Source organism: Clostridium sp. Marseille-P299 (genome assembly GCF_900078195.1).
In the GTDB taxonomy this organism is placed as follows: domain Bacteria; phylum Bacillota; class Clostridia; order Lachnospirales; family Lachnospiraceae; genus Lachnoclostridium.
The window spans coordinates 2,639,610-2,665,357 of the sequence record NZ_FJVE01000007.1; the positions used below are offsets into that span (position 1 = coordinate 2,639,610).

Below are 25,748 nucleotides of genomic sequence, written 5' to 3' on the forward strand. Positions count from 1 at the left end.
TGTTTTTTTTATACTATGTACTTAATATCTACTGATAAAGTAAGTCAAATTGTTCTGGATCCATAGGTCGTCCAAAATAATATCCTTGTACTAAATCACATTCTAAACTTTCTAAAAACTCTGCTTGTTCTTTGGTTTCTACTCCTTCACACAATACCGTAATTTTCATTTTTTTAGCCATACTAATAATGCTCGTAATTACAATTTCATCTTTTTTTTGTATACCACCTTGGGCTAAAAATTCTTTATCAAGCTTTAAAATATCAAAGTCTAGGTTCTTTAATAGATTCAGCGATGAATATCCAGCTCCAAAATCATCCATAGATACAATAAACCCAGCATTTTTTAATCGCATCATCGCAATCCTAGCACTTTTTGCATTCTCTAGAAAGATGCTTTCCGTAATCTCAAACTCCAATAAATGATGTGGTATTTGATATAAATCAACAAGTTGAATTATTCGTTTTACGAAATCATTGCAGCGTAGGTGTACTCTAGAAACATTTACTGAAATAGGTATAATACTCTCACCGGAATCAATACGCTTTCTTAAATACTCGCATACTTTTGCATATATATAAAAATCAAGTTTTATAATAAATTCATTTTGCTCAAATACAGGAATAAATTCATTCGGAAACATCATACTACCATCTTCACGCTTCCAACGTACCAACGCCTCTGCTCCAATAACTACTTTATCCTTTAAATGATATTTCGGTTGTAGTTCAAAATAAAATTCATCTTTAAGCAATGCATCCTCTGCGATATTACTTATCAGTATATTACGTCTTAACTCATTATCCATAGTTTCATTGTATATAACGGTTCTTTTTGATGCAAGCTTTGCTGCTTTTCTTGCCTTATCAGCATTGTCTATATATGTTTTAATCCCTAAGTTTGTATCTGCAAAAATATTAACTCCTGCAACTATTTGTAGAGTAGTTTCCTTATATATCGTATGTACCTTATCTGAAAATACCTTATTAAAAGCATCGAGTGCTCTTGATATTCTCTCTTCTGTAACTCCTTTACCAATTTTCCCAAGTACCACGAAATTATCAGAAAATACTCGACTTACAAGCACCTTGTTAAATATGACTGAGATACTTTGGTTAAATAATCTTAAAACTTCATCCCCAGAACTATATCCATAAAATTCATTAAAGTACTTAAAATTAATGATATCCGCAGATATTATGATGTAGTTCGTTTCCTCATTTTCTAATTCAAATAAGCTCTCTGCATGATTTACAAAAGTATCATAATTAAATAAACCTGTAACGGAATCATATTTTAATATTTGCTCTAATCTATCTTTTGCATCATGATAATCCCTTACTACAAAATAAAAATTCACTAAGATATCTCTTAGATGATATAAGGTCTTAATCTCACAATCCGTAAATATATAATTCTCTTTTGGACTTACAAAAATGATTAAACCAGTTTTATTATCTCCTGTAATATAAGGCAATGATATGATACTATTACAATGATTTTTATGTAACAATTTTTCTATATTGATATTGGATGAATAATCAATATAGTCCTTATGTGTTATTATCTCTCCATTGTTCATTTTCTCTCGGAAAAAATTTTCAAACTCCTTTGAGCATGACATAACATGGTTTAGAGAAGTATTGTTGTCTCTAGACCATTCATAAAATACTCGAAAGCATTCTAACTCTGGTTTATTTTCCATAATAATCACATTATTTAAATGATACTGCTGTGCCACTTTTCCAAGTAATAACTCTGTTGCTTTCCCTAAATCCGAATGTTCTTTCAAATTTTCTATTGCAAAATATGAAATCTCATACTGAAAATTATCATACTCAATTGTATTCATCATACAATCCTCCCTACTCAAACCTCAGTAAATATTATATCATTTATTTACATAATTTTCAATATAATACATTTTTTTTATAATATTATAGAACATTCTGCGATTTATTTGATAATTTAGATTTTATATACAATGTCAACTTCATGAATTACATTTTTTTATATTGAATTTATTGTAATTCATGAAGTTGACTCGTCTTACTTTATACTACTCTTCATCCATTGTTCCTCTTTGTGGAATTTGAAGTGCAGTTCCCTCTTTTAATCTAAGACTACCTAGACGATTATATTCCATTAATTCGTCAAAATCGATATGAAAACGATTCAAAATATCGATAATCGTATCATTGTCCTTTACTACATAGGTAATTAAACCAATCATATTGTTTACCCCTGGCATTGGGATACAAATCGTATCACCTATCTGTAAATTATATACATCCGCATATGGATTTGCATCAAGTAGTACTTCAAGCGGTACTCCAAACATTTCACTAATACGATAAAGTGAGTCTCCATTGTTGACAGTGTAAACAATACCATGACAAGAACTATAGTTCATAATAATATTTCTCCAAAGAATTATTCTCCATATATTTTATGAATTTTACAAATTTTTGTCACTGTTTGGTGCTTATAAATCACTTTATTTATGCTCTTCATAATTATATATTCCTGAATTATTCATGTAAGTAAATAACAAAGTTAATTTACTGATCTTTATATCAGCCCGTTGTTTTTTACTTTGATTTTATGATTTTACTTTTTTTAACAGTCAAAAAGAAAGGAATTTAACTAAGGTATTATTACTCTCTTTTTTTAACTGCCAATGTGCAACTCACTATCTACTCTAATAACCTTTGTAGTGGTCTTAGTGAATGTATTTTTGATAAAACCTCATTAAATTCATTTTTATAAGGGCAACTACTGCATAACTTAAAGATTAGATAGCGTGATTTCTTCGTTAGCCTTGCTGCTATTTTTATAAGTTTTAAACGAATTGTATCAACTTGAAGATGTCTCATCTTCTTTGGTAAAACCATTCGACGAAACCAATTGAATATGTTATATGTTAACATATTGATTTGGAGTCGATTTTGATTAGTTATGAAATCATGATTTGGCATAGCATTCATATGAAAGCCTAGTTTTGCTTCTTTAATCATGTTTTCCATAGTCCCTCGATTACAATAAAAACGTAAAATATCCTGGGCAGGAATCTCCATATTTGTAACGATGAATGTATAATTAGCTACCATTACTCCATATGGTTTTTCAATCTTGCAAACAATTCTACGAGGATATGCCCAGCTATCAGCAGCATACATGAATTCAGTATAAGTGCAAGCGTAATCAACAAGATTATTGTTTAATGATTCCATAAAATCATAAACATCACCTTCAACCATCTTACGTAAGCGTGCTGATTCCTTCATACGAATAGCAAAACTCACACCATTGGTCTCTAACTTTTCATAAAGCATAACGTCTGCGAAACCACTATCACCTCTTAAGAATAGTTGAGTATCTGGATAATTATCCATATATTCCAATAGGAGAGGATACAAAAAATTATGTGCGTCCTTTGAAGTGTAAGTATTTCCTGGTCTTAACTCAGCCTTTAATAAATCCTTAGTTAACCCATCAAATACTAATAATGGATGATATCCAACGTTTTGATAATGAGTATTATAGCTACTACCTTCTTGCGAACCATACGTAGTAAATGAAGTAGAGTCGACATCAAGAATGATCTGTTGTGGTTGTTCATAAGAATAAATCTTCTCACGTAATAGTTGATGAAGAACATCCATCTGCACAATACAGATGTCATCAAGACGATTCATAAAACGGCTTATTGTAGGTTGAGATGCCAATCTTTCTTTCGAAAGAATTTGAGTAAATATAGGATCAAAAGCCAATTCATCCGCATCATCATCTTGAAAGTACCCAGCGATGTTTTGAAAGATACGTTGCATGAGTATGGATGAATCAGAATGAATACGCTGTTTTGTATCAGTACTAAAATTCTCAGCAATGATAGAGGGGATCTTTAGTTTATTTATATATTCATAGAGTAAAAGTAATCCAGAATCGGAGGAAAGTTCTCCTCCATTAAAATTTATTTTAATACGGTTATTGCATTCTAAGTGTAAATCCTGTAAACTAGACATATAAGGTTTCTCCTTTGTTTGATTTTGGGTCGCACTTAAATTTTAACAAAGAAGAGGCCTTTTTTCTATATCTAGATTTCACTTTTTAGGTGAAAGTAATAAATGTATGAAACTCAGTATTAAAAAGGTATTGTATCATGCTAACAAGGTCAGCATGAATAATTCAGGATATTAATAATTTCTAATTATTTAAGTTGAACTTCATAAGTATTTTGCGTATAATAAGAAGCTAGGATTCATTTCATATAGATTTTATATAGTAAACATTATTAACTTATCTATAAGAAGAGAAATACTTCTTATACATATACGAAAGGGAACATTCACTTCCTTAATTATCAGAACTTAAAATTAAGTTCTGAATAAAATAAACCTAGAGAAGCGAGAAGCTTCTTATTAATAGTATTATTCTCATTTATTCTTTTAGAGATCGTAAAAGAATTTATATATATACCAACCTTATCCAATAATTCCCCAGGGAATCGCATTCCCATGGGATAGCAAGGTAGAGGTATATTAACCTTACGGTATACCATAACATACGGTATATTAAAACTTACGTATAAAAACTTCTGGTATACTATAATTTTGAGGTATTTCATACCTCCTATTATCAGCGATTAATTATTATCCTGATAAGATTACGCATAGAAAGAGGGATTAATATGGCTCAAATAAATTATTCATTAGGTATTGATATTGGATCTACCACTGTTAAGATTGCAATTCTTGATGAATCTGGTGCAATTCTATTTTCTGATTATGAACGCCATTTTGCCAACATTCAAGCAACCCTAGCAAATTTAATACAAAAAGCAGTAGACCAATTAGGTAATTTAGATGTATCTCCTATGATAACTGGTTCTGGTGGTCTTACAATTTCTAAACATCTTGATATACCATTTACTCAAGAAGTTGTTGCAGTTTCTACTGCTTTACAAGATTTTGCACCTCAGACTGATGTTGCTATCGAACTTGGTGGTGAAGATGCTAAAATCATATATTTTACAAACGGTATCGAGCAACGTATGAACGGAATTTGTGCTGGTGGAACAGGTTCTTTTATCGATCAAATGGCAAGTTTATTAAAAACAGACGCATCTGGTCTAAATGAATATGCTAAAAGTTATCAAGCAATTTATCCAATTGCAGCACGTTGTGGTGTTTTTGCAAAATCCGACATTCAACCTTTAATTAATGAAGGTGCTAGTAAACCAGATTTGGCAGCTTCCATTTTCCAAGCAGTGGTTAACCAAACCATAAGTGGTCTTGCATGTGGTAAACCAATTCGTGGTAATGTTGCCTTTCTTGGTGGCCCACTTCATTTCTTAACTGAATTAAAAGCTGCCTTTATTCGAACATTAAATTTAACTGGTGATCATATCATTGCACCTGAACATTCACATTTATTTGCTGCAATTGGTTCTGCAATGAATGCAAATCCAGAAAATAAAAAGAATTTAAATAGCTTAGTAAAACAACTCTCAGATGGTATTACATTAGAATTCGAAGTAGATCGTTTAAAACCTTTGTTTGAAACAGAGGAAGATTTCGAAACATTTTTAAATCGCCACTCCGCTCATTCCGTTAAAAAAGGAGATTTAGCAAATTATAAAGGCAATTGCTTCCTTGGAATCGATGCCGGTTCTACAACTACAAAAGTAGCTCTTGTTGGAGATGATGGCTCTTTACTATACTCATTTTATAGTAATAACAATGGTAGTCCTTTAAAAACAACCATAAAAGCATTAAAAGAAATCTATACCTTACTTCCAGAAGGTGCTAAGATTGTTCGTTCTTGTTCTACCGGTTATGGTGAAGCACTCTTAAAATCTGCTTTAATGTTAGATGAGGGCGAAGTAGAAACCGTTGCACACTACCATGCTGCTGCTTTCTTTGATCCTAAAGTTGATTGTATCCTAGATATCGGCGGCCAAGATATGAAATGTATCAAGATTAAGAATCAAACAGTTGATAGCGTTCAATTAAATGAGGCTTGTTCCTCTGGTTGTGGTTCCTTCATTGAAACATTTGCAAAATCATTAAATTATGAAGTAGCGGATTTCGCTCAAGTAGCTTTATTTGCTAAAAATCCAATTGATCTTGGATCTAGATGTACTGTATTTATGAATTCAAAAGTAAAGCAAGCTCAAAAAGAAGGTGCTACCGTTGCTGATATTTCTGCAGGTCTTGCTTATTCTGTAATTAAAAATGCATTATATAAAGTTATCAAAGTTTCTGATCCAAAGGATCTAGGAAGTCACATTGTTGTTCAAGGTGGTACTTTTTATAACAATGCTGTTCTTAGAAGTTTTGAAAGCATCCTTGGATGCGATGCAATTCGTCCTGATATTGCTGGTATTATGGGGGCATTTGGAGCTGCACTAATAGCAAGAGAACACTATACTGGTGAAGAAAGTACTATGCTAGGTATCGATGGAATCAATGAATTAACCTTTGATTCTACCATGACTAGATGTAAACGTTGTACAAACAATTGTATGCTTACAATTAACAAGTTTACCGGTGGCCGTCAGTTCATATCTGGAAACCGTTGTGAACGCGGTATTGGTAAAGTAAAAAATAAAGACAATGTTCCAAACTTATTTGAATATAAATACAATCGTCTTTTTAATTATGAACCATTGTCCGAAGAAAAAGCATATCGAGGAACCGTTGGTATTCCACGTGTTTTAAATATGTATGAGAATTATCCATTTTGGTATACATTCTTTACGAAACTTGGATATCGAGTTATTTTATCACCAGATTCTACGCATAAAATTTATGAACTTGGTATTGAATCCATTCCAAGTGAATCTGAATGTTATCCTGCAAAACTTGCCCATGGGCACGTGATGTGGTTAATCAATCAAAATATTAAATATATTTTCTATCCATGTATACCTTACGAAAGAAAAGAAGTTGCAGATGCAGGTAATCATTATAACTGCCCTATCGTAACGTCCTATGGTGAAAATATTAAAAATAACGTAGAAGAACTTAAAACCAAAGATATTGTTTATCAAAACCCATTCCTTTCATTTGAGAATGAGGAAATCTTAACAAAACGTTTGGTTGAGCTCTTTACTAAAACAAATAACATTCCAGCAGCGGAAATAAAAACTGCTGCCCACGAAGCTTTTGCTGAATTAATGGCTTGTCGTCATGATGTTTCTAAAAAAGGTGAAGAAACCCTAGCATACCTTGAAAAGACTGGCCGTACGGGAATTGTTTTAGCAGGTAGACCATACCATATTGACCCTGAAATCCATCATGGTATTCCAGAATTAATCAATTCATATGGTGTTGCGGTTTTAACAGAAGATAGTATTTCACATTTAGGTAAAGTAGATCGTCCAATGTTAGTCGTTGATCAATGGATGTATCATTCACGTTTATATGCTGCTGCTTCCTTTGTTCGTACACAACCAAATCTAGAACTTATTCAATTAAACTCCTTTGGTTGTGGGCTTGATGCGGTAACTACAGACGGTGTTAGTGATATTTTAACCGCTTCTAATAAAATTTATACAACACTTAAGATTGATGAAGTAAATAACCTCGGTGCTGCAAGAATTCGTATTCGTTCCTTACTATCTGCTGTAAATGAACGAAGCAGAAAACACATTACACCACGTATAAAATCAGCAGCCCATAATAGAGTGATATTTACAAAAGAAATGCGTAAAGAGTATACCCTATTATCACCACAGATGTCACCAATTCATTTTGACATATTACAACCGGCATTACGTTCTTGTGGTTATAATGTAGAGGTATTACCAAACGATAATAAAGCTTCCGTTGATGTTGGTTTAAAATATGTTAATAATGATGCTTGCTATCCTTCCCTTATGGTAGTTGGTCAAATTATGGATGCCTTATTATCTGGTAAATATGATTTAAATCGTGTTGCAGTCCTTATTACACAAACTGGTGGTGGTTGCCGTGCTACAAACTATATTAGCTTCATTCGTAGAGCATTGATAAAAGCAAATATGGGGCATATTCCTGTCGTATCAATTAGTGCACAAGGCCTTGAAAAGAACCCAGGATTTAAAATCACTTATCCATTAATTATGCGCGCATTACAGGCTCTTGTTTATGGTGATGTATTTATGAGAGTTCTTTATAAGGTACGTCCTTATGAAAAGGTTCCTGGCTCTGCCAATGCATTGCATCAAAAGTGGGTTGCTATTTGTCAAAAATCTGTTACAAACGGAAAATGGAGCGAATTTAAGAAAAACCTTCGTGGAATAATTAAAGACTTTGATGAGTTACCAATACATGAAGATATGGTAAAACCAAGAGTTGGTATTGTAGGAGAAATTCTTGTTAAATTCCTACCTGCTGCTAACAATTATCTTGTTGAATTATTAGAGTCTGAAGGCGCAGAAGCTGTTGTTCCTGATTTGCTAGATTTCTTTATGTACAGTGCTTATGATGCAACTTACAAAGCTGAAGTATTAGGAAAAAGTAAACTAGACGCAACAATTAATAGTGTCGCTATTAAATTCTTAGAATATTGTAGAAAAGAAGCAAAACTAGCTTTAATAGAGAGTAAACGTTTTACTCCACCTTCTCCAATTCATGAGCTTGCAGAACTTGCGAAACCAATTGTTTCAATTGGAAATCAAACTGGCGAAGGTTGGTTCTTAACAGCTGAAATGGTTGAATTAATAAAATCTGGAACTAAAAATATTGTTTGTGCGCAGCCATTTGCTTGCCTACCAAACCATATTGTTGGTAAAGGTGTTATTAAAGAATTACGAAACCAATATCCTGATTCTAATATTGTTGCTGTTGATTATGATCCAGGTGCAAGTGAAGTTAATCAATTAAATCGAATTAAACTTATGCTTGCTACTGCAAATAAAAATTTGTCAAATCAATAAGCATTTAAGCCTTTTGATATTGTTTCTTATAAAAAAGTCAAAGCATTCATATTAGCATGATTGCTAAACTAAAATAGGCTCTATGACAAGGTTTGGGGTATCATTATTCTTAATCTTACTCCATTACTGAGTATAGGACCGTAAAATAAAACCTTTATAGGCTATCACAAAATAGATGATACACGTAGTAAACTCTATTTTGTGATGGTCTTTTATTTTGTGATAGTCGTTTTTTTATAACAACCTTTTTGTCTTATTCTGTACATTTTTGGAATTTCATGTTATAATTTACAATGTTATGTATTTAAAACCTGATATCTTATATTAATATATTTTAGGGAGTGTACACATGTATAGTTATATCGTTGGTATTCAATTATTAGCTGTTATCACCTGTCTTGTGGTAATTACAGTTATTATGTTTCATAAACCGTTTCGAGGAAGACATATCTTTATTCTACTTTGCTTAGCAATTACAATGCATTGCTTCGGATATTACTTAGAACTAACTAGTAGTACTGTAGAAGCTGCAGTTAGTGCTATAAAAATTCAATACCTTGGTATTTCCTACATAAATATTCTTTATTTATTTTTCCTTTGTGATTATTTTAATATTAAAAGACTAAAATCTATCATGTTATTCTTCTTAGCATTTAATACCATGATTTTTATTTTAGTAATGACCTGTGACAAGCATAGCCTTTACTACACTTTTATTGAGTATTCCTATGACGGTATCTTCCCTCATGTTATTTTAGGAAAGGGAATTTTCTATCATCTCTTTCAGACAGAGGTATTAATTGTTAATATATTAATATCCATTGTTTTAGTGTACCGTTATATTCGTTGTGATAAAAATAATAGAAAACGTGAATTTCATTTTATATTAGCAAGTCTTTGTACATGTGTAACATGCGCGCTTTATGGTATGGGGGTATTTAACATATACGATCCCTCCTCATCTAGCTACGTAATTTCAGGACTTTTGATGCTTATTGCAATTTATAAAGACCAATTATTTGATGTAATTCACTCCGCTAGAGATCTTATGATTGAATCAATGGAGGAGGCCTTTATCGTTATAGATACAAAAGATTGTATCTTAGATCGGAACATGTCTGCAGTACGCTTGTTTCCTAACCTCTCTATCTATTCCTCCAAAACTAAGACAGGCGATATTTCACCAGTTTTAGAAAAATTATTTCAAAAAAAAGAGGATTGTAAGTTTCGACATGAGGATCGATATTATGAATCCCATATAAATAATATTTATAATGGAAAAGAGATTGTTGGATATTCCGCACTACTAATTGATATTACCTCAACACATGAATATACAAAAAAATTGATTTCCATGAGAAAACAAGCAGAGAAGGCAAATCAAGCGAAAAGTATCTTTTTAGCGAATATTTCCCATGAGATTCGTACACCTTTAAATGCGGTTTTAGGTATGACTGAATTAATTTTAAATAAAAATATTAATGAGGAAGTCCGTGATGATGCACTTAGTATAAAAAGTGCTGGTAATACTTTATTAAAATTAATTGATGATATATTAGATTTATCCAAAATAGAATCTGGTAAACTTATGATTCATGAATCAAAATATCAACTGATGGATGTATTAAACGATGTTATCCGTATGACTAATGTAAAATTAAAAGATAAACCTGTAAGCTTACATACCAACATCTCAAAAGACATTCCTCTTAATGTATATGGAGACGAAACACGTATTCGCCAAATTCTCTTGAATATTTTATACAACGCGACTAAGTTCACAAATCACGGTGAAATTACGTTTACTGTTAACTCTACCTATGAGAAAAATCATGTAAATCTTGAGTTTATTATAAAAGATACTGGCTGTGGAATTGATAAAGAAGATATTTCTAAAATCTTTAAAAGCTTTGAACGCTCAAAGAATGCTATTACAAATGGTGTAGAAGGTACTGGCCTTGGATTAGCCATTAGCAAAAAAATAATTGAAACTATGGGCGGAACCATATCCGTTGACAGTATGTATGGTGTAGGTAGCACATTTACCATAATACTCCCTCAAAAATTATACAAAAAACAAGAAGCCCTAGAAACTAGTTCAACTATAAATTCGGAAAATCCTATTAGCTTTTTTGCAAACGAGGCTCAGGTACTTATTGTTGATGACAATGCACTTAATTTAAAAGTTGTCAGCAATTTATTAAAACAGTTTAAAATCAATGTGGTACAAGCGTTTAGTGGTGAAGAATGCCTCTCAATTCTTGAAAATAAAAGATTTGATATTATTTTTCTAGATTATATGATGCCAGTTTTGGATGGTTCCGAAACATTACAACGCATACGACAATTGGATGGTTGCAGCCCAGAGGAATTGCCTGTAATTGTACTTACAGCAAATGCAATTGCTGGTGTTAGAGAGCAATTATTATCGGAAGGTTTTTCTGATTATTTAAGTAAACCCATTAATCTTCACGATCTAAGTTCAATGCTAAAAAAATGGTTACCTGCAGACAAGCTTCAAGATATTACCCTGGCAACCAAAACAACACCTGTTATTGAAGTTAATCACACTGAAGATACTCTGGTCCTCTTTGATATAGGCATACAAAATTGCGCAAATATAACATCCTATTATATTGAGGCACTTAAAATATACTGTGCCGAGAACTCATCTAACATTAAGTCCTTAACAGATTCATTAAGGAATAATGATTTGAAACAATTTGAAATTCAAATTCATGGTATAAAATCTGCTGTTAAGACATTAGGTGCTATTTCATTATCAAAGCAGGCTGCTGAACTTGAAATGGCAGCACATAATAATGATATCGAGACAGTGAATAACTTAATTGAACAATTTCTATCTTTGAATGTTACTGTAGTGAAAGAATTTCAAAATTATATTAATGCTACATCAAATAACAACTTAAATGTAGCAAATGGCTAGCATTTTTTAAATACTATTTAAAAAGAGCTGTTTACGTAAGAAATGTCTTTTTATTAGACTTTTCTCTCATAAACAGCTCTTTTTATTACATATAGCATATTGAATCAAGTGCAAGTATATTTTACATAAATATAGTTGATTTTGTAACTTGCTGTGTTAATTTAACTACGTAAATATAGCTGGATTTTAACAGCTATGTTAACTATAACTATTCAAATATAGCTGAATTTTATAATAGCTATATTAATTATATCTACGCAAATATCGCTGGATTTTAATAGCTATGTTAACTATAATTATTCAAATGTAGCTGGATTTTAAACTCACTATGCTAAATATAACTATATTTAAATATTCTCAATTTGCCAATCAATTGGTTCCAATCCATTTTCAACAAGATATGCATTTGTCTTACTAAAGGGTTTACTTCCAAAGAAACCACGGTAAGAAGATAATGGACTTGGATGAGGTGCTTCCAGTATAAGATGCTTTGGATTTGTTAGCATCTTCTTTTTACTTTGTGCTGGTTTTCCCCACAATATAAAAACAATTGGCTGATCACTTTCATTAACGGCTTTAATTACTGAGTCGGTAAAAATCTCCCATCCTTTCCCATGATGAGAATTTGCTTGATGTGCTCTTACTGTTAACACTGTATTTAGCATCAAAACGCCCTGCTCTGCCCATTTCTTTAAATATCCATTATTCGGTATATAGCATCCTAAGTCATCTTGAAGCTCTTTATATATATTCACTAAAGAAGGTGGTATGTCAACTTGTGGCTTAACAGAAAAGCATAAGCCATGTGCCTGTCCTATATTATGATATGGATCTTGACCTAAGATTACGACTTTTACATTCTTTAATGGGGTATAATGAAACGCGTTAAAGATATCATTGACATCAGGAAAAATCTGATGATTCTTATACTCCTCTTTCACAAAATTGTCTAACTCCTTATAATATGGCTTATTAAACTCTTCACCAATTGCGTCTAACCAATCATTACTAATTTTACACATAAAACTATCCTCTCATATCAAAGATACTTGCTATCCGTATCTTTTTTATTTATAGGAAATTAAAGCAATATGCTTTTGTTCCTACTATAAACGTACACTAACACCTTTATCTCTTAGGTATTCTTTTACTTCCTTTATTTCTAATTCTTTAAAGTGAAACAAAGAAGCAGCCAATGCCGCATCTGCTTTCCCTATGGTTAATGCTTCATAAAAATCCTCAGCCTTTCCAGCTCCACCAGAGGCAATTACAGGAATGGAAACATTCTCTGAAATAATTTTCGTTAATTCTAAATCATATCCGTCTTTTGTACCATCGCAATCCATACTTGTAAGTAAAATCTCACCTGCTCCAAGTTCATTTGCTTTCATCGCCCATTCAACAGCATCAATCCCAATATCAACTCTTCCGCCATTTTTATAAATATTCCAGCCACTATTATCTTCTCGCTTTTTCGCATCAATCGCTACTACAACACACTGGCTTCCAAACTTTAGAGCTGCTTCTGAAATAAGAGTCGGATTTAATATTGCAGCTGTATTTACTGCTATCTTATCTGCTCCTTCTCTTAATATTATTTTAAAATCTTCCACGGTTCGTATACCACCACCAACAGTAAAAGGAATAAAAACTGTTTCTGCAACTCTTCGGACCATATCTAGTTTAATTACTCTTGCATCCGAGGAGGCTGTAATGTCTAAAAAAACAAGTTCATCTGCTCCAGCAAGACCATAAGCCGCTCCAACTTCAACAGGATCCCCTGCGTCCCTTAAATCAACAAAATTTGTACCCTTTACAACACGGCCATTATGAACGTCAAGACATGGTATTATTCTCTTTGTAAACATGACTAGTCTCCTTTCTATGCTAACTTTGCAAAGTTTCTTAAAATTTGTAATCCAACATCTCCACTCTTTTCAGGATGGAATTGACAACCATAAATATTATCCTTCTCCACCGATGCATGGATCACTGTACTGTAATCCGTAGTTGCTGCAACTTCATTTTCATTCTTTGCTTTTAAATAATAAGAGTGAACAAAATAAACATATGGGTTTTGAGGTAAGCCTTGAAACAACTTTGCTCCTTCTCTCACCTCTAGTGAATTCCATCCTATATGTGGAATTTTAAGTTCATTATTCTCTGGAATTTTGACAATCTCTCCTTCAAGAATTGAGAGCCCTTTTACTCCAACGCTTTCTTCACTGCTTTCAAACAAAAGCTGTAAACCTAAACAAATTCCAAGAAGAGGTGTTCCATTATCTACTACTTTCTTTATCGTATCAACTAGATGATAGCTATGTAATTTATGCATTGCATCACCAAAAGCACCTACACCAGGTAAAATTACTTTGTCAGCACTTAGAATTTCATCTTGATTCCTTGTTATAATTGCTTCTTCCCCTATATGTAGAAATGCTTTTTCTACACTTTTTAAATTCCCTGCATCATAATCAATAATAGCAATCATCTGTCCACGTCCTTTTCAATATTTTAGTTAATAAAATGTCATTTGAGTTTTTATTACCTATCATTAAAAAATAAAAGAATAACGAGACTCGGCTCGTTACTCTTTCTATAATAAGTTATTTTGTATAAAAATGCAAGTTGATAGATTATTCTTTTGTAAGTGTAGTTCCCATACGCTCAGCCACAACGTCATATACTTTTAAGCTGTACTTGCTTTGATCTTCTATATTAATTAATTTCATTGCCTCTTTTTCTGACACCATAAACACTGTATCTAACTCTTTTATAATTTTCTCCCTGACATAATTTAAATCATTTTCAATGCCAAGTTCTTCTGCAAGAGCTATATACTTATCATAACGTTTTAAACCTTTTAACAGTGAATCTAGTGCTTCTGGATATTGCTCAATTTGATAATAATGATTATAAGAATTCAATTGCTTATTAACAAACATTACTGTCATAATCTTATCATAAATTTCAATATCTTCATCCTTTATGTGAATACCATAAACATTGTAATAAGCATCGTTGTATTTTTGAGCATCGAAGTATTTCGTTGCATCACGAATGCTTATTGTATATGTATAAATATTAGTTCCTACTACAACTACTACCGCAAAAATTGCAAAGAGTAAAAATACAATGGAAGCACCTATGCGATTAACTCTACCCTCATTTTCATCAATTTCATCTAATATACTTTGTAGCTCCAACTCTTTTTTAGTTTTAGCTTCCTTTTTTGCTTTAATTTTTTCATCTTTTTTCTTTGCTGCAGCTAGTTTAGCAGCTTTTTTGTTCGCCGCTTTCTCTTGCTCTTTTTTCTTCTTATCTAGCTTTTCTTGTTTTTTCTTTGCGATCTTTTCTTCTTTTAGCTTCTCTTTTGCCTCTACAGCATCGATTGCTTGTTGCTTTAATTGATCAATTTCTTCTTGGCTGCGTTCCTCTTTTACATTTCCAAAGATGGACTTTAGAACACTTTTATTCTTAGTGTTTTTTTTCAAATCATTCTTTGAATCTTTTACTTTCTCAGTACTCTTCTTTTCTGTTTCTGACTCTGGATCTGCTTGCATCATATCAATATCTGGTATTAATTTAAGCAATTCATCATCAATTTGAACGTCCTCTAAATCCGCATCATCAAGGCTTGTTACTGCACTCAAAGCATCTGAAAAAACATCGCCAACATCGTGTGATTTATTAATTTCAAAATCATCTTGGAAATTGTCAATCGCAAATATATCTTCATTCTCCATTAAGTCAGGATGGTCCATTTTAATATCATCGAATATGTTATCACTTGTTGAGCTATTATTATTCATAGCATTTAACAATTCCATGATATCTTGCTCTTCATCCTTAACTCTTAAGTCATCAATTTCATTATCGTTAAAACTATCATTCTTCATTCCACTTACGCCCTTTTTCGTATAATCAGCCTCTTGAAGGAGTTCGTTCATTTCATCCATTGATGTATCCTGACTATCTAGATACATTAATTCATTTAAATTATCAAGATTAAGTTCACTTTCATGATCGGATTTTTCTGACAAACACTTATCACAATATTCATCATCCTCTGGAATAACAGTATTGCACGCCTTACATGTATTCATATGTTCTCCTATTACATACCGCGATCGTATTAAGTGCGATACTGTATTCTATTTTAATAATAACTTATCCAATGTATCAACAAGCTGTCCTATTTCAGGTTTTGATAATTGTGCATCTGCACCAAGTGACTCTCCTTTTCTTCTCATCTCTGCATTAATGAGGGAGGAAAAAATAACAACTGGAATTTGCTTAAGAACAGGATCTTCTTTAATAAGCTTTGTTAGTCTATGCCCATCCATCTGTGGCATCTCTATGTCTGAAATAACTAATGAAACCTTATCAAGCAGGTTCTCCTCATCTCTAAATTCATTCAATTTTTCCCAAGCTTCCTGTCCATTCATAGTAGTTATAATATTTTCGTAGCCTGATTTAATTAAACTATCATGTATTAAATGACTAAGAAGTGGAGAATCTTCTGCAATTAAGATTGGTTTATGAACTCTTTGTCTATTTTGTTTTCCCTCAACATCAGAAACTTTCAATCCGGTTTCAGGGCTTATATCTGTAACAATTTTTTCAAAATCCAAGATTAAAATCAAATCATCATTCAATTTTACGATACCTGTTGCAACACTATTTCCTGCATGATTTAGTGTAGCATCCGGTTTTTTAATATCTTCCCAGCTTACTCTATGAATACCTAATACACGATCCACATGAAATGCTACATTTATTTGATTAAAATATGTAATGATATACATATCTTGAGACGTATCCTCTTTTTGTGGTAATCCCAATGTCTTTGTTAAATCTACAATTGTAATGATATAATCCCTTGGCATAAAGATTCCTTCAATAAAAGGATGAGCATTGGGTACAGGCGTGGATTTTTTATATGGTATAATCTCCTTTACCTTTGCTACATTTATTCCATAATGATTATTCCCTACCATAAACTCCAGAATCTCTAATTCATTTGTTCCACTTTCTAGTAAAATTCCCTTGTCCATGTACAAACCTCCTATGTACGTTTTGCAATTTATCTATATTTATCACTACAATATTTTCAATTATAATTTCAGGTTGTTATAATAATTTCAATTATAGTATATACAAACATATTATACAAATAATTTATCGACATATATCGTCATATCATTAATATGTTTAAACAATTTCTTAAAAACTTTATATTTTATAATTAGACAAATTGATTCCTCATGAAATAATTTTGGAATTAATTAATTACCACTATTAATTTTTCCCTTTATTATCTATACTACTGTTGAAAGGTGGATTATAATATGCAAAAGAAATTTACAGCAATTATACAGCAACACGAAGGCATTAATGGTGCTTACATTGAGATTCCTTTTGATGTAAACGAAGTATTCGGAGCGAAAAGAGTAAAGGTTCTTGCCACGTTTGACGGAGTTCCTTATCGTGGCTCTATTGTAAGAATGAATAACTGCTATATGATTGGAATACCACAGGCAATACGTAAAAAAATTGTGAAAGACTTTGGTGCAAGTATTGTAGTTACTATAGAAAAGGATGAAGAAGAACGTATCGTTGAAATCCCTGATGAATTTCAAGCATTACTCGATAAAGAACCAAAAGCTAAGGAAACTTATGCTCAATTATCTTTTACAGGAAAAAAAGAGTATATCCGTTGGATTACCGAAGCAAAAAAGCAAGAAACTAGAATAAATAGAATGGAAAAGGCTATTTCATTACTTATAGAAGGAAAGAAATTGCGCTAACGAAATAACACACAAACAGTGAATAACCCTACTAAACAATTTCCATTCCATAAGGAACGCAACGTTATAGTACACTAAGATCTAAAGCTTAAAAAAACTGTGCTAATTTAATAGCACAGCTTTTTTAACTAACAAATCTTATTGGAAAGCAGCTCCAACTTCATTTACCATAAGTAATACAGAAGTTAATCCGCCACCAGCTAAGTACCAAGCTTCTGGATCAAGGCTGATGATTTTATCATTTTTTGCAGCGTTTGTACCATTTACTAATTCATTATTTAGTGTTTCTGTTACGCTTGCAGTACCGCCTACAACTGCAGTACGATCAACAACGAATAAAATATCTGGATTAACGTCTGCAATATATTCATAACTTGCACTTTGTCCATGAGTAGATACTTCAATGTTAGCATCCGCTTGTTTTACTCCAAGTACGTCATGAATAATACCAAAACGTGAACCACTACCGTATGCACTGATATTTCCATCATTTACAAGTACGATTAAACCTGTTTTATCAGATGCATCAACAACTTCTTTTATTTCGGAAATTCTAGTTTCAATTTCTTGTAATTTAGCTTCTGCTTCTGCAGTTTTACCAAATAATGCAGCAATATTATTTACGTTCTTTTCAAAATCTTCCATATAATTTGATGCTTCTAAATCTACGTACACTGTTGGTGCAATTTTATTTAATTCATCATAATAATCGGATTGGCGACCACTGATAAAAATAACGTCTGGTTCAAAGGAAAAGATTGCTTCTAAGTCTGGTTCCTTGATGTTACCAGCGTTTGTTACATTTGCATACTTAGATAAATATTCAGGTACAGAAGTAACTGGTGCTGCAAGTTCAGCTTCAATTCCTAATGCATCCATAATATCTAAGATACCCATATCAAAAACAACTACTTTGCTTGGATTTAATTTAACAGTTGTTTCACCTTTGGAATGTACAAATGTAAATTCCTCTGCATTAGCAGTTTCATTTCCTGTTTGAGTATTTTCCTGTGCATTGTTATTTGCTTCATCACTAGTGTTGTCAGTGTTTGTAGTATTTCCTGTTTCAACGGTGTTTCCATTGTTTGTTGCACCGGTATTTGTATCATTCTTAGTACCACATCCTACAGCTGCAAGTAAAAAACTTGTACATATTAATCCGAAAAATAATTTTTTCATATTTTAACCCTCTTTTCTTTTATAAAATTTTATGTTAATTGTCTACTGACAGTTACATCATGTTTTATGCTATCAAAACATTAGCTACTTAATGATAATAAAGACATATATTCTTTCCATCGATGGAACGAATTTCAATGTCCATATTATAAACTTCCTTGAGAATTTCCTCTGTCATCATTTCTTCATTGCTTCCATGTCCTAAAAGTTTACCATGCTTTAAAGCAATAATATAATCCGCATAACATGATACAAAATTAATATCATGAATAACAACCATGACAGTCTTTCCTAATTCATCTACCATTCTTCGTAAGACCTTCATAATCATAACAGAATGATGCATATCTAAGTTATTCAAAGGCTCGTCCAAAAACACATATTCTGTATCCTGGGCAATGACCATAGCAATATATGCCATCTGCCTTTGACCACCACTGAGTTCATCTAAATATCGATTTTCAATTTCCTTTAAGCCAAGATAATCAATTGCTTGATCAATGTGCTTTTCATCCTCTTTCGTTAATTTTCCCTTTGAATGAGGAAAACGCCCAAAACCAACCAATTCTCTCACTGTTAATCTAATATTTAAATGATTGGACTGTTTTAAAATCGAAAGTCGTTTGGACAACTCGTCATTTTTCCAAGAACCAAGCTCTTTGTTATCTACGAAAACAGTACCACCATTTTTTTCTAAAATTCTACTAATAATCGATATCAGAGTACTTTTTCCTGCACCATTGCTACCAATAAAGGAAATCAATTGTTGCTTTGGTAACTCTAAATCAACTTCATCTAAAACTACTTTATTTCCATATTTCTTCGTTAATTGTTCTACCTTAATCAAACGCTTTCACACTCCTTAGCAGATCTTTATAATGCCACTTTATTCACTGAATTTGGTATCCTCTATCATACGTTTCTTTCTTTAATTAAAAGCCATAAGAAATAAATTCCACCAACAAAATTTATGATTACACTGATTTTTGTTGTATAATGCAAGATACGCTCTACAACAAATAATCCAGCACTTAATGCTATTGCACCTAAGAGCACTGTTGCAATAATACGGTATGAATGTCTATAGTCTTTTATCATCTTTCTTCCTAAACTAACAATGATAATTCCTAAAAAGGTAATAGGCCCAACTAATACCGTAGAAATAGACACTAATACAGATATAATTAGCAATTGTTTTAAAACCACAGAATGAAAGTTCACTCCCAAACTAATCGCGTGCTCTTCACCTAATGAAATAACGTCTAAGCGTCTGTTATCCTTCCAGGCAATTAAAATAACTAAAATACAAATGATAAGGCATATGTAAAATAAATCTTCGTTTATTTTACTAAAGCTTGCAAACATTCGACCTTCTAATACTGAAAATTCATTTGGGTCTAGTAGTACTTGCATAAACGTAGATAATCCACTAAATAAGCTACCAAAGACCATACCCGCTAATACAAGAAAATAAATATTTTTATTATGTCCTCGAAATAAAAGGAAGAATAATAAATATGATCCTACAATCATAAATCCAACTGAAAGAAGGAAATTCGGTACACCAACCATCATGGATAAAGTTTTACTTCCAAAAAGGTATACAACAATTGTTTGAATGAATTGATACAAAGAATCTAACCCTATTACACTTGGAGTTAAAATTGTATTATTCGTAATCGTTTGAAACGTTACCGATGAATAACCAATACAAAAGCTTACAATAAGAATTGTCGCAACTTTAAGTAATCGCTTTGGCAGGTAATAAGCAATATTTTTCTCATTTAATCCAAGAAAGATAAAAAGCCCCATTGAAATTACCAGAATAGCTGTTAATACCAGTAAAGTTGAAATCACATGTTTCTTTTTCATAACTAACCCTTTCTTTTCTTAAATAATACTAGTAAAAATATTACGCTACCTATAATGCTTACAACTACACTAATTGGTACTTCATAAGGATATAGGATTGTTCTTCCTATTAAGTCACAAATAAGAACAAAGACTGCTCCAAACATTGCAGTTTCTAACAAGGAACCTCGTATATTATCTCCTTTATACATTGCTACTAAATTAGGTATAATCAAACCGACAAAGGCGATACTTCCTATCGTTACAACGATAATAGAGGAAAGAAATGCTACGATAACCAAACCAATAAATACAACCCGTTTATGATTTAATCCTAAATTAGTTGAAAAGCTTTCTCCCATGCCTGCAATCGTAAAGCGATTTGCATAGATATAAGCAATTATGATAAAAGGAAGCCCTAGATATAATATTTCATAACGTCCTTTAATCACTAAGGAAAAGTTACCTTGTAGCCAAGAAGACATATTTTGAATAATGTCATATTTGTATGCAATGTATGTAGTTATTGAACTAACAACGTTACCAAGCATCATACCGATGAGCGGTACCATAATTGCATTCTGAAATTTTAGACGAGATAATAATTGGACAAATAATAAGGTTCCAAATAACGATATAATAAATGCTATCGCTATCTTAAACATCTTATGTTCTCCACCTGCTAGAATAATTGCAAGTGCTACACCAAGCCGACACCATTCCATCGTTCCTGCCGTTGTTGGTGAAGTAAATTTATTTCCTGTTATCGTCTGCATAATTAAACCAGCGATACTAAGACCTGCGCCTGTTAATAGTATACTAAACAGCCTAGGTAGCCTACTTATCGTGATAAGGCGAATTGTCTCAAAATCACCACTTATTATCATCTTTAGGCTAACATCTTTTACACCGATCACGATGGACAATGCTGATAAAACAAGCAAGGAAATAAGTAAAATTACAAAGTTCTTTCGTGACTGTTTCATGTTTCCTCCAAATATAGCGAATTTATTTTTGATTCTAAGATTCATTCTCATTTAAAAAAGAAAAAAATAATAAAGGCTTAAATAACTGCCTTAATAAATTCATACAATCTTTAATTACTATAAATATCCGCCTTGATTATAATAACTGATTCCTTTCCTTTTTGCAATAAGGTACTTTTTATTACCTAGTTACTTTATGTAACCAACTACGTTACACTTTCTAAGAATATTATATTATTTAGTTACGTTATATGATCAAGCAGCGTTATATTTATTTAATTACATTAGACTGCTAATTACTTTGTACTACTAGATTCGCATTAATAGCCTTATAAGAATGATTCATTTCTCTCCACTCATTTAGTGCTTGGATAACTGGGGTTAGGCTTTTCCCGTAGTCTGTTAATTCATATTCTACTTTAACAGGAACTTCCAAAATAACATCTCTTATAACGAATCCTTCTTCTTCTAACTTACGCAAATTATCAGTTAATACTTTTGCACTAATTCCATGTACAAGCCGTTTTAACTCATTGAATCGTTTCTTTTCACTCAACAATGCCTCTATAATGAGAATCTTCCATTTATTCGAAAACAGATTAATCGTTTTATCAAATGAATAATCGATTATATCTTCTTCTTCATTCATCATGTCTTAGCCTCCTAAATATTATATTAACTTTATAACATATTCCCGATAGGATTACAAGGATATTATTTGTTTTATTTTAAATATTGTTCTGAAAATTAAAAAATTTCAAAAAATTACTAAAATTAGCGGCTAACTTGTGAAAAATTAGCCGCTCACTTTATTCATAATTTTTAAGTTACAATACCGATTATTCCTTGGCGATATAACGAAATACAATGCTGATTTATCAACGATATCACTGTTTTCTTCTAAAATATAGGTAAAGAATACATATAACAAACTTTACTTAATTAATTCATATACTTTTTCTAAAGCCTCATTTTGAGGGACCTCATAGTCTGGAATTAGTGCTTCGTCTGCTTTTGATTTATCGATTCTATACCATTTTTTATGTGATACATACAAATGAAGTTTTGAATATGGTAATTGAAATGTTAATAAGTCACCATAAGAATTTGGCATATTCCCTGATGCCTCACCAACTAACGTTCCTAAGTTATTATCTTTTATTAGCATAGCAAAATCCATTGCTGAACTAAAAGTACGAACATTTGTCAAAACAAAGATATTTCCGTCAAATACAACATCTTTTTTCTTGTTTTGACAAACGATATTCTTATTTTTTAATAAGTACCAGCCATATCTTATATCACAATCCCATGCAAGATAATTATCAACATCTATGTATTCTAGAAACGCATTAGCAACCATTGAATTACCACCACCATTGTTACGCAAATCAACTGCTATATTCTTGATTCCATATGTATTAACTTCATTAAAAAATTCTTCAAGAGCTGTTAAATACTCTTCATTATATGTACATGATGATAATGTTAATATAGCAAGATCATTTTCAGTATCAATGTCGTAATATACCCATTTCGTATCTTTATTCATATCGTATCCTATTACTTGCTCTATTGGAACAAAATCATAATGAAACTCTAATGGTCCATCCTTTGTTTGATACGAAAAAGTAACTCCATTTGTAGTATCAATGCCACAATAATTTAAATCTATTTGACTAATAATTTTACTGTTATAGAATAAGTCTTTTACATATGCTTCTGTTTCATAAGAAGATTGATTCTTAAATGTAGTAAGTATAGAATTGATATCAATACCATTAATTGAACTTGGTACTCCATACTCTTTTATTTGAATGAAATCAGATATATATAAATAATCCTCTGAACTACCATAGGATATATTGGTATGTGCATCATGCAGTTTTGCTAAGATTCGCCCTGTAGCCTTCCAAAGTTCCAATACAGAAACGTTACCCTGTAATGACTCAATTTCTAACTGATACTGTGCTTCTAAATCTTTTATATGTTGATTTTCATTTTCTAAATAAATTGGATGATAACCTTTCAAATGCTTCATAACATAACTTAAATCCTTAATCGCTTGTTTCTGTGATAAGGTATCCGTTAATTCCAATGAAGCTTCGAATTTTTTAACTGTCTTTCTATATGGATACATAAAATTAAAAAAGTAAATTCCTAAAATCCCAATGAGTATAGCAATAGCAAATATAACTTTAAACCATCTTTTTTTAAATAACCTTCTAATTAATTTCATATACAGCCCCCTATTATACAAACTTTGGTCATAGTTCATTTTATTCTATTCATAAAGACTCATTATATGTACCTTCTTCATCTCCTTTATCTTCTTCCCCTTTTTTAATAATTGTCTATTCCAGATTTTCTTCTATATATGTCTATAAATGATAAGTAAAAACTGATACCTTTATAATATTTCAATCTATTTCAATGTATTAGATACAAAACCTATCATATTATATATGGATTATTCTGTCAATTCTATATAATATAACTAGCCTTTTTAGCATTTCCTTATCCTTTTACATATCCATTAAAACGCAAATAATTTTCGTTAAATTCACTATAAAATTCACAGAATAATACTTTCTTAGAATCTAGTCTTAATATTAAAATAATTATTATGTTTTAGTTATTGGCAAATTCCGTCAAAAAAAGCACTATTATTAAGAAAAGTTTTATGCCACTCCTTAATAATAATGCTTTTATATATTGCTAATTTCTTATAGACGTTTATTTGCCTCTAAAGACTGAACATCGAAGCTAATTATAGCACATTTAAAATCGTGTAGCATAGCCACAACGTTTGCATAATTCTTCTACTGCCTTTCTATTAGAAAAGCCATCATACAAGTTCTTCGCCCTTTCTGATGTAAGAATACTTTCAAGATTCTGCTGATATAAATTACCTAGATTAATCGTTCCTTCACTATCTAAGCAGCAAGGAACCACAGTTCCATCCACTAATACTCCCAGTTGATCTCTTAATCCGTAACAAAATACTTCTTCTTTCATCATATCCTTATTTATATCAGGCCACTGGAATTTATGGGCCATATTAATATATACGTTATTACCAATTTTACAACTATGATTCTCCCTAAGATTTTCTTCTAAGGATTCATTTAATCCCAATTCTTTCTCAATCAACAAAAGTATATCTCTATTTAATGAATTTGCTCCTTTTAGATCACCAAAGTCCATGTTCCATAGTCTAACGCTACAAATTACTTTAGAATCTATCATTGCTTCTTTCACAAACTGCATAACTGTTTTAACATAATCACGTAAATTCAAGTTTTGATCATTGGCTTCAAAGCTATGAAGAGAAATATTAATTTGTCTTAACGCTTTTAGATGTAGTAAATAATCCTTTTCGCTATTTAGCAATGTCCCGTTGGTTGTAAGGTTAACCTTAAGATTTTTCTCCCCTGCTATTTCAATAAATTCTTTGATATTGTTGTGCAGTAAAGGCTCCCCCATAATATGAAGATAAATATGGTTTGTATATGCTGAAACCTGTTCAACAATATGAGTAAATTCTTGAGTTGATAAAAACTTTGGCATACGTTTTGTTTTCGGGCAAAAATCACAATGTAAATTACATACATTCGTAACTTCAATATAAACTTTCTTAAATCTTGGTTTGCTAGTTGGCTGTATATTCATTATTATCCTCTAAAACTTGCTTTTAAGGAATTTTCCCCATTCACAAATTTATCTTCTTTCATTTCATAATCCAATATATTAAAAGTTGAATAATTAATAGAGATTTATACTTTACTTATATCTTGAAATATTTTTTCTACATGCTAAAAAAGAAACTACAATTCTGTAGTTTCTTTTATTTAAAATAATTATATTCTCTATACTCTCAAAACTTCACACTGATTTCATCCATCTATTTTCAAACAAACTTTTTAGGTTAAGCCCTCGACCTATTAGTATTAGTCAGCTGCACACGTTACCGTGCTTCCACCTCTAACCTATCTACCTAATCGTCTTTTAGGGGTCTTACTAGCTTTTGCTATGGGATATCTTATCTTGAG

Annotated in this window: 18 protein-coding genes and 1 rRNA gene; 3 read left to right on the forward strand and 16 right to left on the reverse strand. The window is 31.6% G+C overall.

What is annotated here, in order from left to right; genetic code table 11:
- Positions 1–28: 28 nt before the first annotated feature.
- The 3 genes from BN4220_RS19560 to BN4220_RS19570 all read right to left on the reverse strand — a co-directional run bounded on the left by BN4220_RS19560 (position 29) and on the right by BN4220_RS19570 (position 4,025).
- Positions 29–1,855 carry a putative bifunctional diguanylate cyclase/phosphodiesterase gene (locus BN4220_RS19560; protein ID WP_066720735.1) on the reverse strand — a complete coding sequence of 609 codons (1,827 nt, stop codon included), beginning with the start codon at positions 1,853–1,855 and terminating at the stop codon, positions 29–31.
- Between the two features lie 204 nt (positions 1,856–2,059).
- Complete coding sequence (locus BN4220_RS19565; protein ID WP_066720738.1) at positions 2,060–2,413, reverse strand: LysM peptidoglycan-binding domain-containing protein; 354 nt, start codon at positions 2,411–2,413, stop codon at positions 2,060–2,062.
- A gap of 283 nt (positions 2,414–2,696) precedes the next feature.
- Positions 2,697–4,025 (reverse strand): IS1380 family transposase, encoded by a 1,329-nt coding sequence (locus BN4220_RS19570; protein WP_066712939.1) that lies wholly within the window; start codon positions 4,023–4,025, stop codon positions 2,697–2,699.
- Between the two features lie 665 nt (positions 4,026–4,690).
- Between BN4220_RS19570 and BN4220_RS19580 the strand changes: the two genes are divergently transcribed.
- Both BN4220_RS19580 and BN4220_RS19585 read left to right on the forward strand, forming a co-directional pair.
- Positions 4,691–8,923: a 2-hydroxyacyl-CoA dehydratase gene (locus BN4220_RS19580; RefSeq protein ID WP_066720744.1), complete on the forward strand. Its 4,233-nt coding sequence runs from the start codon at positions 4,691–4,693 to the stop codon at positions 8,921–8,923.
- A 349-nt stretch (positions 8,924–9,272) separates the two neighbouring features.
- Entirely contained in the window at positions 9,273–11,870 is a 2,598-nt protein-coding gene (locus tag BN4220_RS19585; RefSeq protein WP_066720748.1) for a histidine kinase N-terminal 7TM domain-containing protein, read from the forward strand.
- A 347-nt stretch (positions 11,871–12,217) separates the two neighbouring features.
- On the opposite strand, the gene BN4220_RS19590 is transcribed toward BN4220_RS19585, so the two are convergent.
- The 5 genes from BN4220_RS19590 to BN4220_RS19610 all read right to left on the reverse strand — a co-directional run bounded on the left by BN4220_RS19590 (position 12,218) and on the right by BN4220_RS19610 (position 16,927).
- A complete protein-coding gene (locus BN4220_RS19590) occupies positions 12,218–12,892 on the reverse strand; it encodes a uracil-DNA glycosylase (protein WP_066720750.1) in 675 nt (224 codons plus the stop codon).
- Positions 12,893–12,976: 84 nt separating this feature from the next.
- A complete protein-coding gene (hisF, locus tag BN4220_RS19595; RefSeq protein WP_066720753.1) occupies positions 12,977–13,738 on the reverse strand; it encodes an imidazole glycerol phosphate synthase subunit HisF in 762 nt (253 codons plus the stop codon).
- A 14-nt stretch (positions 13,739–13,752) separates the two neighbouring features.
- Complete coding sequence (gene hisH, locus BN4220_RS19600) at positions 13,753–14,361, reverse strand: imidazole glycerol phosphate synthase subunit HisH (protein WP_066720756.1); 609 nt, start codon at positions 14,359–14,361, stop codon at positions 13,753–13,755.
- A gap of 145 nt (positions 14,362–14,506) precedes the next feature.
- Positions 14,507–15,976: a hypothetical protein gene (locus tag BN4220_RS19605; protein WP_066720760.1), complete on the reverse strand. Its 1,470-nt coding sequence runs from the start codon at positions 15,974–15,976 to the stop codon at positions 14,507–14,509.
- Between the two features lie 48 nt (positions 15,977–16,024).
- Positions 16,025–16,927 carry a chemotaxis protein gene (locus tag BN4220_RS19610; protein WP_066720763.1) on the reverse strand — a complete coding sequence of 301 codons (903 nt, stop codon included), beginning with the start codon at positions 16,925–16,927 and terminating at the stop codon, positions 16,025–16,027.
- A 294-nt stretch (positions 16,928–17,221) separates the two neighbouring features.
- Between BN4220_RS19610 and BN4220_RS19615 the strand changes: the two genes are divergently transcribed.
- A complete protein-coding gene (locus tag BN4220_RS19615) occupies positions 17,222–17,680 on the forward strand; it encodes a YdeI/OmpD-associated family protein (protein ID WP_066720766.1) in 459 nt (152 codons plus the stop codon).
- 138 nt (positions 17,681–17,818) lie between these two features.
- Here BN4220_RS19615 and BN4220_RS19620 read toward each other — a convergent pair whose 3' ends face one another.
- The 8 genes from BN4220_RS19620 to BN4220_RS19655 form a co-directional block, all read right to left on the reverse strand.
- Positions 17,819–18,859: a siderophore ABC transporter substrate-binding protein gene (locus tag BN4220_RS19620; protein ID WP_066720770.1), complete on the reverse strand. Its 1,041-nt coding sequence runs from the start codon at positions 18,857–18,859 to the stop codon at positions 17,819–17,821.
- A gap of 88 nt (positions 18,860–18,947) precedes the next feature.
- Complete coding sequence (locus BN4220_RS19625) at positions 18,948–19,706, reverse strand: iron ABC transporter ATP-binding protein (protein WP_066720778.1); 759 nt, start codon at positions 19,704–19,706, stop codon at positions 18,948–18,950.
- Between the two features lie 65 nt (positions 19,707–19,771).
- Complete coding sequence (locus tag BN4220_RS19630) at positions 19,772–20,731, reverse strand: iron chelate uptake ABC transporter family permease subunit (protein ID WP_066720781.1); 960 nt, start codon at positions 20,729–20,731, stop codon at positions 19,772–19,774.
- A 2-nt stretch (positions 20,732–20,733) separates the two neighbouring features.
- The gene (locus BN4220_RS19635; protein ID WP_066720784.1) at positions 20,734–21,696 is read right to left on the reverse strand and encodes an ABC transporter permease; all 963 of its coding nucleotides are present in this window, start codon (positions 21,694–21,696) and stop codon (positions 20,734–20,736) included.
- A 292-nt stretch (positions 21,697–21,988) separates the two neighbouring features.
- Entirely contained in the window at positions 21,989–22,348 is a 360-nt protein-coding gene (locus tag BN4220_RS19640; protein ID WP_242867825.1) for a winged helix-turn-helix transcriptional regulator, read from the reverse strand.
- Between the two features lie 282 nt (positions 22,349–22,630).
- Positions 22,631–23,935 (reverse strand): S41 family peptidase, encoded by a 1,305-nt coding sequence (locus BN4220_RS19645; RefSeq protein WP_066720786.1) that lies wholly within the window; start codon positions 23,933–23,935, stop codon positions 22,631–22,633.
- A gap of 542 nt (positions 23,936–24,477) precedes the next feature.
- Positions 24,478–25,368 (reverse strand): radical SAM/SPASM domain-containing protein, encoded by an 891-nt coding sequence (locus BN4220_RS19650; RefSeq protein WP_066720789.1) that lies wholly within the window; start codon positions 25,366–25,368, stop codon positions 24,478–24,480.
- 252 nt (positions 25,369–25,620) lie between these two features.
- Positions 25,621–25,748 (reverse strand): 23S ribosomal RNA (locus tag BN4220_RS19655); the annotation flags it as partial.

Bases quoted from the DNA above. Each gene is read 5' to 3' on its own strand.
- BN4220_RS19640 (WP_242867825.1), bottom strand. From the start codon at position 22,348: ATGATGAATGAAGAAGAAGATATAATCGATTATTCATTTGATAAAACG.
- BN4220_RS19565 (WP_066720738.1), bottom strand. From the start codon at position 2,413: ATGAACTATAGTTCTTGTCATGGTATTGTTTACACTGTCAACAATGGA.
- BN4220_RS19560 (WP_066720735.1), bottom strand. From the start codon at position 1,855: ATGATGAATACAATTGAGTATGATAATTTTCAGTATGAGATTTCATAT.
- BN4220_RS19580 (WP_066720744.1), top strand. From the start codon at position 4,691: ATGGCTCAAATAAATTATTCATTAGGTATTGATATTGGATCTACCACT.
- BN4220_RS19630 (WP_066720781.1), bottom strand. From the start codon at position 20,731: ATGAAAAAGAAACATGTGATTTCAACTTTACTGGTATTAACAGCTATT.
- BN4220_RS19650 (WP_066720789.1), bottom strand. From the start codon at position 25,368: ATGAATATACAGCCAACTAGCAAACCAAGATTTAAGAAAGTTTATATT.
- hisF (WP_066720753.1), bottom strand. From the start codon at position 13,738: ATGTTTACAAAGAGAATAATACCATGTCTTGACGTTCATAATGGCCGT.
- BN4220_RS19610 (WP_066720763.1), bottom strand. From the start codon at position 16,927: ATGGACAAGGGAATTTTACTAGAAAGTGGAACAAATGAATTAGAGATT.
- BN4220_RS19585 (WP_066720748.1), top strand. From the start codon at position 9,273: ATGTATAGTTATATCGTTGGTATTCAATTATTAGCTGTTATCACCTGT.
- BN4220_RS19605 (WP_066720760.1), bottom strand. From the start codon at position 15,976: ATGAATACATGTAAGGCGTGCAATACTGTTATTCCAGAGGATGATGAA.
- BN4220_RS19645 (WP_066720786.1), bottom strand. From the start codon at position 23,935: ATGAAATTAATTAGAAGGTTATTTAAAAAAAGATGGTTTAAAGTTATA.
- BN4220_RS19570 (WP_066712939.1), bottom strand. From the start codon at position 4,025: ATGTCTAGTTTACAGGATTTACACTTAGAATGCAATAACCGTATTAAA.
- BN4220_RS19615 (WP_066720766.1), top strand. From the start codon at position 17,222: ATGCAAAAGAAATTTACAGCAATTATACAGCAACACGAAGGCATTAAT.
- BN4220_RS19590 (WP_066720750.1), bottom strand. From the start codon at position 12,892: ATGTGTAAAATTAGTAATGATTGGTTAGACGCAATTGGTGAAGAGTTT.
- BN4220_RS19620 (WP_066720770.1), bottom strand. From the start codon at position 18,859: ATGAAAAAATTATTTTTCGGATTAATATGTACAAGTTTTTTACTTGCA.
- BN4220_RS19635 (WP_066720784.1), bottom strand. From the start codon at position 21,696: ATGAAACAGTCACGAAAGAACTTTGTAATTTTACTTATTTCCTTGCTT.
- hisH (WP_066720756.1), bottom strand. From the start codon at position 14,361: ATGATTGCTATTATTGATTATGATGCAGGGAATTTAAAAAGTGTAGAA.